The following is an 11190-nucleotide window of genomic DNA, read 5'->3' as shown; positions in this document are numbered from 1 at the left end:
CAGCCTTTTGGTGGGCGGCCGCCGTCGGCGTTTAACGCGGTCCCGCCGCGCCGCCGCCGTTTTGCCGCACACCCGTGCTAAAAACAATGGTGCCTAAAGTCGTGGACGCCGCGGAGCGCCGGCAGGAGATTGTGGGGGCCGTGTGCAGGATCATCGCCACGGATGGCCTGGAGCGCGCGTCCCTGCGCGAAGTGGCGGAGGAGGCAGGCCTGGCCGTCGGCTCGGTCAGGCACTACTTTGACAGCAGCGACGACCTGCTGGCGTTCTCTTTCGCCGCCGTTTCGGACCGCATTCTGGGCCGGCTCAATGCCGCGCTCACCGGCGTGGGGACAGCGGCGGATGAAGCCGGCCAGGACGGCGCGGTATTAACACTGCTGGGTGAATTCCTGCCCCTGGACGAGGAACGCGCCCTGGACGCGTGCGCCTGGCTGGCGTTCCGGAACGCTGCCCGGATCCGGCCCTTCCTGGCTGCCGAGGCGGACAGGAGCCACCGGGCCGTGGCCGCCGTCGTGGGCCAGGTGGTCTCCCGCCTCCTGCACGCGGACGGCGCCCCGGGGACCCCTGCCGGGGCGGAGCTGGTGACCGCGGCCGAACACCTGCTCGCCACCCTGGACGGGCTGGTCATGCATGCGCTGCTGCAGCCGGGCTGGATGTCCCCGGAAATGTGCCGTGATGTGCTCGAAGCACATGTCGCAGGGCTTCGCAGGAGGGTCGGCGCCAGCCATTAACGTCCCCGGTCCGGGGGAATAGACTGGGAGCCGGAGAGCGGGTTGCCGGCAAAGACTGGGCGGGCATCAAGATGCAAGGAGGCATGCGCATGCAGCACACAGGCGGTCCAGGCTGGAAGATCACTATGGACACGTCCGGGCCCATGCTCATCGCCCTTTACATACGTGACGTCGCGGGGCTGGACGGCGCGGGCTTCCCGGCACTGTCGCATGCCGCACCAAAGGTCCGCCACGTGGACCACGCCCACCTTACGGCGGAAGTGGGCGGCATCAGCGCCCTGAAGACGGAGTGGGAGGCCTGGTGGCAGCAGCTCCTCAAGGCACACCCGCAGATGTCGCCTGAACTGTCCCCGCCGGGATTCCGGTCCTTCGCCAACTCGCCGGCCCTGCGCAAGGTCCTGCAGGCACACTTCGGGGCGGCCCTGACCTGGGCGCGGGAACGGCGCGCGGAGTACGCCGAGCTGGAAGCCGAACGCGTTGCAGGCGGTTCTGCGCACCTGCTCGAGGACATCGTGGAGGACCGGCTCCTGGAGGTGGGCCGGGATTCACGGGACTTTGCGCTGACCATCATCGAACTGCCGCTGGATGAGCAGCGGGCATGGTACCTGGAGCCGGACAAAATCATCATGAGCCACGAGCTGCTGTCCCAGCCCGAGGTGTTCCGCAGCTACGTGCAGCCGGTGGTGGAGATCCTGGTCTAGCAGTCCAGTCAGGACCCCTCGGCGGCCAGAGTGATGGCCACGCCGCCGCCGCTGTCCGGCGCGTCCTGCCACCCGTTCCGCGCTTTCCGGTCCCAGCGCTTGCTGTCCACGTCCACGCGTTCCACCGAAAACTCCTTGGCGTTCGCGACCGCCCAGTGCGCCACTGACCAGGCGTAGCTGTCCTCGACCTCGACCTGCAGGGTTTGGCCGGTGGCTGCCGCGGGAATGGCGCCGTAGGCAGCTTCCAGTTCGGTGAACAGGGCTGCGGGGTCACCGGCGGCCTCCGGTGAGCGGAGGGTGCAGTCCAGCGACTCCGGCGTCTGGCCGGTCAGCGCCGAGGCGAAAGCGCGGCCCATCGCCTCGTGCTCGGCGTACGCGGTGGGGTAGGCCGAACGCTGGACCCGCTGGGCGGCGTCGGTGATTTCCAGGGTGGCATAGCCGGGCACCTTGACGAGGGCGTCATAGAAGGCGTTCGTGGCGTAGACCGGGTCCATGACCTGTTCCTGGGTGCCCCACCCCTGCGATGGCCGCTGCTGGAAGAGGCCCCGGGAATCGGGCCCGGCCAGGTCGCCATGGCCGATGTTCCGGAGCTTGGATTCCTGCATGGCGGTGGCCAGGGCAATGCTGGCTGCGCGCGGCGGCAGCCCCCGGCGGACCGAGACCGCCGTGATCAGCGCGGCGTTGGCGGCCTGGTCAGTGGCCAGTTCAGCCTGCTGCGCACCAACGGCGGCGGTACACTCCTCGGTGATCAGCTGCTCGGAGCGCTGCACCAAAGTGACCGCCGTGTAAATGCCGCCGGCAACAAGGGCGAGGGAGAGGCCGGTGATGAGAGTCCTGCGCAGCCTGCGTCTGCGTGTCACGTGGTTACTCCAGCAATCTGCCGGCACGCCGTCTGGGTGGCGTGCCGGCTGTGTCCTGTCGGTCCGCCTGCGGTCAGTTGGCGTGCAGGGCGTCGTTCAGTTCCACGGTCTGGCCCTTGCGCGGCAGGGCTTCGACCTCACCGGTGGTGGAGTTGCGGCGGAAGAGCAGGTTCGGCACTCCGGACAGTTCCACGGCCTTGACGATCTTGCTGGTGTCCTCGCCGTCGGCATCCTTGGGGCCGGCGATGCGGACCCGGGTGCCGGCAGTGACGTAAAGCCCGGCCTCGACGACGGAGTCGTCACCTATGCTGATGCCGACGCCGGAGTTGGCGCCGAGCAGGACCCGCTGGCCCAGGGACACCTTTTCCTTGCCGCCGCCGGAGAGGGTGCCCATGATCGAGGCGCCGCCGCCGACGTCGGTGCCGTCGCCGGCCACCACACCGGCGGAGATGCGGCCCTCAACCATGGAGGTCCCCAGCGTGCCGGCGTTGAAGTTCACGAAGCCCTCGTGCATGACGGTGGTGCCTGCGGCGAGGTGGGCACCCAGGCGCACCCGGTCGGCGTCGGCGATGCGGACGCCGGCGGGAACGACGTAGTCCACCATGCGCGGGAACTTGTCCACGCCGTAGACGGTGACCGCACCGCGCTTGCGCAGCTTGGCGCGGGTCAGTTCGAACCCGTCCACGGCGCACGGGCCAAAGTTGGTCCAGACGACGTTGGGGAGCTTGCCGAAGATGCCGTCCAGGTTGATGCTGTTGGGCTGGACCAGGCGGTGCGAGAGCAGGTGCAGGCGCAGGTAGGCGTCGGCGGTGTCGGCCGGGGCCTCGTCCAGGTTGACCTGGACGAACACCACCTTCTGTTCGGTGCCGCGGTCGGCGTCGGTGCCGGCAGCCGCGATGTCCGTCAGGGTTTCATCGGCGTTTTCCACGGCGCGGAGGCTCTCCGCGGCCACACCCAGGGCGGGGGCGGGGAACCAGGCGTCCAGCACGGTGGCTTCGCCGTTCCGCGTGGCGATGGTGGCTACGCCGAAGCCGTACGCTGAACGGGATTCGTCGGACAGTGTCTGGGCAGCGGGCACGGCGGAAGAAGCGGTTTCAGTCATGCGCCAAGTCTATCGAGACGATGTGGGCGCACCGAAACCGGTACCCGCCTCTCTGAACCGCATTTCGCGGCATGCAGCGCTCCCGGCACACCGCAGGCTGCTGTCCGGCAGGAGCCTGCGGGGCGCGGGATACAGTGGGATGGTGACTGCCGAAACAGCCCCCCTAACCCTTGACCTGCGCCAGGACGTGGCACTGCTGACCGCCGCGCTGATCGACGTCAACAGCGTCTCCGGCAACGAGCGCGAGCTCGCGGACGCCGTCGAGTCGGCACTGCGCCAGCTGCCTGGCCTCGAACTGGTCCGCGACGGCGACTCCATCATCGCCAGGACCAACCTTGGCCGCAGCGAGCGGGTCATCCTGGCCGGGCACCTGGACACCGTGCCGCTGCCCGTTACCGAAGGCTCCCTCGGCACGGTGCCGTCCACGTGGCCGTTCGGGGTTCCGGGCGAGGGCGTCCTGTACGGCCGCGGCGCCACGGACATGAAGGGCGGTGTTGCCGTCCAGCTTGCACTGGCTGCTTCGATGTTCGACGGCGGGGCGGAACCAAACAAGGACGTCACCTTTGTGTTTTATGACCATGAGGAGGTGGAGGCCGTCAAGAGCGGGCTGGGCAGGCTGGTCCGCAACCACGGCGGGCTCCTCAACGGCGACTTTGCCATTCTCCTCGAGCCGACCGACGGCACCGTGGAGGGTGGCTGCAACGGCACCATGCGGTTCCACGCCACCACCTCGGGCGAAGCCGCGCACTCCGCCCGGGCATGGATGGGCCGCAACGCGATCCATGCGGCCGCGCCCATCCTGGAACGGCTCGCGGCATACAGCCCGCAGACCGTGACCGTGGACGGCCTGGATTACCGTGAGAGCCTGAACGCGGTGAAAATCCACGGCGGCACCGCCGGCAACGTCATCCCGGACCGCTGCGTCGTGGAGATCAACTACCGCTTCGCCCCGGACAAGACCCCGGACCAGGCGGAAGAGCATGTACGCGCGCTGCTGGACGGATTCGACGTCGTCCGCACGGACAGCGCCGCCGGCGCGCGCCCGGGACTGAACCACCCCGCCGCCGCGTCCTTCGTGGCCGCCGTGGGCGGCGAGCCCAAACCCAAATACGGCTGGACCGACGTCGCGCGCTTCAGCGAACTGGGCATTCCCGCCGTGAACTTCGGACCGGGCGATGCGCTCCTGGCGCACAAGGACAACGAGCACGTGGAGGCCGAAGCCATCCGCACCTGCCTGAAGGCACTGCAGTCGTGGCTCTCCTGAACGCCTGGTGTTTGAACAGACACTAAACACGAAGGGTCCGCAGCGGGATGGCTGCGGACCCTTCGTGGTTGAATGCCTTACTTACGTCACCACTGGCTACTTCACGACGGTGGAAACGCCGGCGGTGGGGGCCTTCGCCACTCCGCCGGCGGCCTTGTTGGACCCGTGCCGCTCGATCCAGATGGCCAGCCGGGACACTGCGAGGTTGATGGCGATGTAGATGGCCGCGGCCACGAAGAACACCGGGAACAGGAACTGCGGGCCCAGGAAGTCCGCCATCACCTGCACTGCGCGCAGCAGCTCGGCGTAAGCAACGATGTACCCCAGCGAGGTGTCCTTCAGCAGGACCACCAGCTGCGCCACGAGGGACGGCAGCATGCGGCGGATTGCCTGCGGCAGTTCGATGCTCAGCCGGGACTGGAAGCTCGTCAGGCCGATCGCCAGGCCCGCTTCACGCTGGCCCCGGGGGAGGGACTGGATACCTGCGCGGATGATCTCGGCGAAGATCGCGGCGTTGTAAAGAACCAGGCCGGCCACCACGGCGATAAACGAACTGGTGGCGAAGACCAGCAGGACGAACAGCATCATCAGGACCACGGGCATGCCGCGCAGGAACTCCAGCACGATCCTGGTGGGGACCCGGATCCAGGCGACATCGGAAATGCGCATCAGGCACAGCAGGAGTCCGAGCGGGAAGGCGATCACCGCTGCGATCGCCGCCGCGCTCAGCGTCGCGCCGATGCCGTTGAAGATCAGCGTCCAGACATCCGCCTGGCTGAAGATCGCCCAGCGCTGCGCCTGGAAGATCCCCTGCTGGGCGAGGGTCATGAAGGCCCAGGCCAGCAGGGCGGCGATCAGCACGACGCCGATCACGGACCCGACCAGTGAGATGCGGCGGGCCTTGGGGCCGGGGACGTCGTAGAGAACCGAACTCATCGGGCGATCGCCACCTTTCGTTCGACCTGGTGGGCGAGGTAACCCAGCGGCACGGTGATCAGGAGATAGAAGAAGGCAACGCCCACGAGAACCCACATGACGGCGTCGCCATGGTCGTTGGCGAGCTGCTTGCCGTAGCCGAACAGCTCCAGCACGTAGAAGGCACCGGCCACCGAGGAGTTCTTGACGAGTGCGATGAGGATGTTGATCATCGGCGGGATCACGGTGCGGAGCGCCTGCGGCAGGATGATCAGCGACAAAACCTGGCCGAACTTCATGCCGATGCTGCGGGCAGCCTCCGCCTGGCCCACGGGAACGCTGTTGACGCCCGAACGTACGGCCTCGGCGATGAACGCGGCCGTGTAGGCGCTCAGGGCGATGATGGCGGCGACCTCGAACTGCTGGAAGGTCACGCCCAGCCGGGGGAGGACCACTGCCGCAAAGAAGAAGGCGATGGTGAGCGGGGTGTTGCGCACCACCTCAACGTAGAACATGCTGAAGCCGCGGAGGGCAGCCACAGGGGAGACCCGGGCAGCGGCCAGCAGGGTGCCGGCAATCAGCGCGATGATGCCGGAAACGGCGGCCAGGAACAGGGTTCTGAGAAAACCGTCCCAGTATTGCGGGAGGCTTTCAATAATGACGTCCATAGGATCCTTCAGCTGCGTTCAGGGGAATGTGCGGAAAACAGAAGCGGCGGTTACCGGCAGGCCATGGATGCACAGCCGCCGGTAACCGCCACGATCGTCCTAGTAGCGGTCGATGGCCGGAAGCTCCGGAGCCGTCTTGATGACCGCGCCTGCCGTGTCCTCCCAGGCCTTCTTGTAGGAGCCGTCCTTGGCGAAGGTTTCCAGCTGGTCATTGACCCAGTTGCGGAACTCGGTGTCGCCCTTCTTCAGGCCGATGCCGTAAGGCTCCTTGGTGAAGGTCTCATCGGATGCCAGCTTGAACGCGTCCGGCTCCTTGTTGACGAAACCGGCCAAAATGACGTTGTCGGTGGTCACAGCTTCAACCTGCTTGTTGCGCAGCGGCTCGAGGCAGCCCGAGTAGGTAGAGGCCGGAACCAGGACTGCGCCGTACTTCTCCACGATGGTGGAGGCCGGGGTGGAGCCCGTCACGGAGCAGACGTTCTTGCCCTTGACGTCCTCGGGCTTGGTGATCGAGGTGTTGTCCTTGTTCACCATGAGCGCCTGGCCTGCTTCGTAGTACGGACCGGCGAAGTCGACTTCGGTCTTGCGCTTGTCGTTGATGGTGTAGGTGGCCACGATCAGGTCCACCTTGCCCTGCTTGATGAACTGCTCGCGGTTGGCGGAAACAGTCTCAACCCATTCGATCTTGTCCGCCGGGATGCCCAGCTTGGCGGCGAGCAGCTTGCCGATTTCGACGTCGAAACCGACAGGCTTGCCGTCCAGGCCCTTCTGGCCGAACAGCGGCTGGTCAAACTTGGTTCCAATGGTGACCTTGCCTGCGGATGCGAGCTTCTCCATGGTGGTACCTGCAGCGAAGCTGGGCTTCTCGACCGGCGAGGGGTTGGAGCCGGACCCGGTGCCGCCGCCACCGCCACACGCGCTCAGTGTCAGAGCGAGGGCTGCGGATGCTGCTGCCAGAAGGGATTTCCTTCGGGTCAAAAATGCCTTCATGACATTCCTTTCATTGGACGGCCGCCGTGGGCGGCCTGGGTGCGAAATCGGGTGGTCTTGAAGATGGTGCGGACTTCTGAGCCGGTTTGTCAGTGAGTGAGCAGCTTGGACAGGAAGTCCTTGGCGCGGCTGCTCTGCGGGTTGGTGAAGAACTCCTCGGGGGTGGCGTCCTCCACGATCTGTCCGTCGGCCATGAACACCACGCGGTCGGCGGCTTTGCGGGCAAAGCCCATCTCGTGGGTCACCACGATCATGGTCATGCCCTCTTTGGCCAGCTGGATCATGACGTCCAGGACCTCGTTGATCATTTCCGGGTCGAGCGCCGAGGTGGGCTCGTCGAACAGCATGACCTTGGGCTTCATGGCGAGGGCCCGTGCGATGGCCACACGCTGCTGCTGGCCGCCGGAAAGCTGGGCCGGGAGCTTGGGCGCCTGGTGGCCCACGCCCACGCGCTCAAGGAGGGCCATGGCCTCCTTGTCCGCTTCCGCCTTGGGCACGCCCTTGACCTTGATGGGGCCAAGGGTCACGTTTTCCAGGATGGTCTTGTGCGCGAACAGGTTGAAGGACTGAAACACCATGCCGACGTCGGCGCGAAGCCGGGCGAGTTCCTTGCCCTCCTCGGGCAGGCGCTTGCCGTCGATGGCGATGTCGCCGTCGTCGATCGTTTCAAGCCGGTTGATGGCCCGGCACAGCGTGGACTTCCCCGAACCTGACGGGCCGATGACCACAACCACCTCGCCCTTGCGGACCTGGAGATTGATGTCCTTCAGAACGTGCAGCTGACCGTAATGCTTGTTGACGGCATTCAAAGAGACGAGTGCATCGCCGGGCAGTTGAGTAGTCATAGGAATGAATCTAGCGAACATTGTCCGGTTATGACCGGAATCACCCCAACTTCCTGTTGATCGTAATTCAAGAGATACCTGCAGGTCAGCAGGTTAGCCTTGGGGGATGAGCATCAACGCAGATCCGTCAAAGTCAGCACAGCCCCGCCGCAAAGGGCCCCTCGAGTTGCGCCGCAAGCAGGCGGCGGTGGAGATGTCGGATCAGCGGCTGCTCGATACCAAGGGGCCCGGCCACTTCATCCACACCGATCCCTGGCGGGTCATGCGGATCCAAAGCGAGTTCGTCGAAGGCTTTGGTGCCCTTTCCGACCTGGGCCAGGCGGTCAGCGTTTTCGGCTCCGCCCGCACCAAGCCCGGCAGCGCGTTCTACGACATGGGCGTCGAGGTGGGGCGCAAACTGGCTGAAGCCGGGGTGGCCGTCATCACCGGCGGCGGACCCGGCTCCATGGAAGCGGCCAACAGGGGAGCCGTGGAAGGAAACGGCGTCTCCGTCGGGCTCGGCATCGAGCTGCCGTTCGAGCAGGGCCTGAACCAGTGGGTGGACCTCGGCATCAACTTCCGCTACTTCTTCGCCCGGAAGACCATGTTCGTGAAGTACGCCCAGGGCTTCATCGTCCTTCCCGGCGGCCTCGGCACGCTGGATGAGCTCTTCGAGGCCATGGTCCTCGTCCAGACGCAGAAGGTAACCTCGTTCCCGATCGTCCTGCTGGGCGCCGAATTCTGGGGCCCGATGATCGACTGGATCAAGGGCACCCTGGTGGCCGAGGGCATGGTCTCGGAAAAGGACCTGGACCTGATCCAGGTGGTGGACACCCCGGAGGAGGCCGTGAACCTGGTCCTCCACGGCCACGTCCGCGCGCCCTCCACCAACGGCGACCAGCGCCCCGAGTAGGAGAAACGCCGGTGACGGGCTGCGGCTCCCCGGGCGGCTGTGCGGGCCGCGGAGGCAGGCGGGGCTGCGTCTGGCACGATTGGTGATGTGAGTTTCTTCCTCGTTTTCCTCGCCATCGTCCTGATCGGTGCCACCGCCCTCATCGGGACCGACATCGGGGCGGGCCTGCTGCGGAGGAAACGCGCCGGTGCGCCCCTCGCCGGAGACGGCTTCAACGACGGGTTTGATGATCCCGTGGCATCCCTGCCGCCGGTGCTGCTTCCCGAGGACGCCACACCGGCCGACGTGGACCATATCCGCTTTGCGCTGGGGCTGCGGGGTTACCGGATGGACCAGGTGGACCAGGTGCTGGATGAGCTGCGGGACCAGTTGGCCGCTAAGAACGCCGAAATCGAAGCCCTCCGCGGGCAGCTGCAGGCCTCTGCCGAACAGCTGTCTGCCGAACGGCGGACCGCCGAGGACCGGACGTGAGCTCCGCCGTGCCGGCTCCGGGCCCCGGGCCGCGTGCCACAGCCGAACCGCCCGCGCCGGATTCAGGGACCCGGCTGGACCGGGCATTCCGGAAAGCCGCGGCACGGCTGGGCGGCCGCGTGGCCCGCTGGCCGTGGTGGGCCCAGGTAGCGGCGGTCTATGTGGCCGCCCGGCTGGTCAGTGCCTGCATCTTCATGGCCGCCGCCCTGCACCAGGGATTCAACCCCTGGTTCCCGGCCAGGCCCGACTACTGGAACTTCATCAACATCTGGGACGCCCGGTGGTACGAGTCCGTCATGACCGCCGGCTATCCCTCCGAACTGCCGGTGGACACCTCCGGAAACGTCCAGGAGAACACCTGGGCCTTCTATCCGCTGTTTCCCACCCTGGGGCGGATGCTGTCCGCCGCCACCGGCATGGGCCCCGCCACCGCCCTCATCCTCATCGCGATGCTCGCCGGGCTGGCCGCCTCGCTCGTGGTCTACCGGCTGTTCCGCACCAAGGCGGCCCATTTCCCGGCGCTGTGGGGCGTCGCGTTCTTTTCCACGTTCCCGGTCTCGCCGGTGCTCCAGGTGCCCTACGCCGAATCCCTGAACCTCCTGCTGCTGGCCGCCGCGCTGCTGCTGGTGGTCCGGCGGCGCTACCTGTGGGCCATTCCGGTGGTAATCGCCATGTGCCTCTCCCGGCCCACCGGCGTACCGTTTGCGGCGGCCGTCGGGATCCTTTTGCTGTACCGCGCGTGGGAGGCCTGGCTGGCGGCCCGAAACCGGGGACCGGAATCAAGCGGACAGGCCGCCGCGGGGCGCGGCGTGCACAGCCGGAACGAACTGTGGTCCCTCGCAGGGCTCACCGCCGTCAGCGGTGCAGGCGCCCTCGCCTGGCCCGCCATCGCCTGGGCTGCCACCGGCGACATCGCCGCCTACACCAAGACCGAAACCGTATGGCGCGGGCACGATCTCGTGCCCTTCAAGCCCTGGTTCGACACCGGCGTCCTGCTGTTCGGACCCGTGCTGGGGCCCGTGGCGCCGTTCGTTTTCGTGGCGGTGTTCGGACTCTTCATGGCTTCCCCGCCGGTGCGCCGGCTGGGGACCGAACTCCGGCTGTGGTGCGTGTGCTACATGGGATACCTCGTGGTGTTCCTGCACCCGCAGACCAGCACTTTCCGCATGCTGCTGCCGCTGTTCCCGCTGGCCCTGGCTGCCGCGCTCATCTCCCGGTCGCGGGCTTACCGGGGCGCGGTGATCACGATGTTCATCCTGCTGCAGATCGTCTGGGTGGTGTGGCTGTGGGCATGGGCGCAGCTGCCCGGCGGAGGGGACTATCCGCCCTGACGCGTGCAGGGTTTTCCCAGCTCAGCCAGCAGAAGGGCGCGCGAATCCGCACTTGGACGAATTCTCCATCGATTAGCTACAGACGGGTAATTACAGGATAATAGGTAATAAGCAAGGACAAACAGGATTCGGATTGTTCAGCCATGGCGGCTGCCGAAAGGGCCGCCAGAGCGGCTTTGTTTTGACCACGCGGACTCAGCCCGGCCGGGCTGCTCGGTCCTGGACTACTGGAGGGGATTTTCCTCATGGCGGCTATGAAACCACGCACCGGCGACGGCCCTATGGAAGTAACCAAGGAGGGCCGCAGCCTGATCATGCGTGTGCCGCTCGAAGGCGGCGGCCGGCTCGTGGTTGAACTCAATGCGACCGAGGCGGCCAACCTCAAGGAATGCCTCGTCGGCGTCACCGAATAAGAATTGCGGC

General features: G+C 66.6%; 13 protein-coding genes. 7 read left to right on the top strand and 6 right to left on the bottom strand.

Annotated elements, in window-relative coordinates:
* Positions 1–89: 89 nt before the first annotated feature.
* Both ACFUTU_RS20555 and ACFUTU_RS20550 read left to right on the top strand, forming a co-directional pair.
* Entirely contained in the window at positions 90–728 is a 639-nt protein-coding gene (locus tag ACFUTU_RS20555) for a TetR/AcrR family transcriptional regulator (protein WP_377967694.1), read from the top strand.
* An 89-nt stretch (positions 729–817) separates the two neighbouring features.
* Positions 818–1429: a hypothetical protein gene (locus tag ACFUTU_RS20550; protein ID WP_377967690.1), complete on the top strand. Its 612-nt coding sequence runs from the start codon at positions 818–820 to the stop codon at positions 1427–1429.
* A gap of 8 nt (positions 1430–1437) precedes the next feature.
* Here ACFUTU_RS20550 and ACFUTU_RS20545 read toward each other — a convergent pair whose 3' ends face one another.
* On the bottom strand, positions 1438–2289 hold the full coding sequence (locus tag ACFUTU_RS20545) for a hypothetical protein (protein WP_377967688.1): 852 nt from the start codon (positions 2287–2289) through the stop codon (positions 1438–1440).
* A gap of 73 nt (positions 2290–2362) precedes the next feature.
* Positions 2363–3391, bottom strand: coding sequence for a 2,3,4,5-tetrahydropyridine-2,6-dicarboxylate N-succinyltransferase (gene dapD, locus ACFUTU_RS20540; protein WP_377967686.1), 1029 nt, complete (start codon positions 3389–3391; stop codon positions 2363–2365).
* 139 nt (positions 3392–3530) lie between these two features.
* Here dapD and dapE point away from each other — a divergent pair, with 139 nt between their 5' ends.
* Positions 3531–4655, top strand: a complete 1125-nt coding sequence (dapE, locus tag ACFUTU_RS20535) for a succinyl-diaminopimelate desuccinylase (RefSeq protein WP_377967684.1) — start codon at positions 3531–3533, stop codon at positions 4653–4655.
* A 96-nt stretch (positions 4656–4751) separates the two neighbouring features.
* Here the strand turns inward: dapE and ACFUTU_RS20530 are convergent, their stop codons facing one another.
* The 4 genes from ACFUTU_RS20530 to ACFUTU_RS20515 all read right to left on the bottom strand — a co-directional run bounded on the left by ACFUTU_RS20530 (position 4752) and on the right by ACFUTU_RS20515 (position 8073).
* A complete protein-coding gene (locus tag ACFUTU_RS20530) occupies positions 4752–5591 on the bottom strand; it encodes an amino acid ABC transporter permease (protein WP_377967682.1) in 840 nt (279 codons plus the stop codon).
* Positions 5588–6238: an amino acid ABC transporter permease gene (locus ACFUTU_RS20525; protein WP_377967680.1), complete on the bottom strand. Its 651-nt coding sequence runs from the start codon at positions 6236–6238 to the stop codon at positions 5588–5590. The genes ACFUTU_RS20530 and ACFUTU_RS20525 overlap by 4 nt, the downstream gene beginning before the upstream one ends.
* A gap of 99 nt (positions 6239–6337) precedes the next feature.
* Positions 6338–7228, bottom strand: coding sequence for a glutamate ABC transporter substrate-binding protein (locus tag ACFUTU_RS20520; RefSeq protein WP_377967678.1), 891 nt, complete (start codon positions 7226–7228; stop codon positions 6338–6340).
* An 89-nt stretch (positions 7229–7317) separates the two neighbouring features.
* Positions 7318–8073 (bottom strand): amino acid ABC transporter ATP-binding protein, encoded by a 756-nt coding sequence (locus tag ACFUTU_RS20515; RefSeq protein WP_377967676.1) that lies wholly within the window; start codon positions 8071–8073, stop codon positions 7318–7320.
* A gap of 106 nt (positions 8074–8179) precedes the next feature.
* Here ACFUTU_RS20515 and ACFUTU_RS20510 point away from each other — a divergent pair, with 106 nt between their 5' ends.
* The 4 genes from ACFUTU_RS20510 to ACFUTU_RS20495 all read left to right on the top strand — a co-directional run bounded on the left by ACFUTU_RS20510 (position 8180) and on the right by ACFUTU_RS20495 (position 11180).
* Complete coding sequence (locus ACFUTU_RS20510; protein ID WP_377967674.1) at positions 8180–8965, top strand: TIGR00730 family Rossman fold protein; 786 nt, start codon at positions 8180–8182, stop codon at positions 8963–8965.
* Between the two features lie 87 nt (positions 8966–9052).
* The gene (locus ACFUTU_RS20505) at positions 9053–9436 is read left to right on the top strand and encodes a DivIVA domain-containing protein (RefSeq protein ID WP_377967672.1); all 384 of its coding nucleotides are present in this window, start codon (positions 9053–9055) and stop codon (positions 9434–9436) included.
* Between the two features lie 74 nt (positions 9437–9510).
* On the top strand, positions 9511–10767 hold the full coding sequence (locus tag ACFUTU_RS20500; protein WP_377967692.1) for a hypothetical protein: 1257 nt from the start codon (positions 9511–9513) through the stop codon (positions 10765–10767).
* A 245-nt stretch (positions 10768–11012) separates the two neighbouring features.
* Positions 11013–11180, top strand: coding sequence for a DUF3117 domain-containing protein (locus ACFUTU_RS20495; protein WP_377967670.1), 168 nt, complete (start codon positions 11013–11015; stop codon positions 11178–11180).
* Positions 11181–11190 lie beyond the last annotated feature (10 nt).

The sequence above is a fragment of the Arthrobacter sp. NPDC057388 genome (genome assembly GCF_042668165.1).
Classification (GTDB): domain Bacteria; phylum Actinomycetota; class Actinomycetes; order Actinomycetales; family Micrococcaceae; genus Arthrobacter.
The sequence above is the reverse complement of the archived record's forward strand: the minus strand, read 5'-3'. Positions and strand labels throughout refer to the sequence as shown.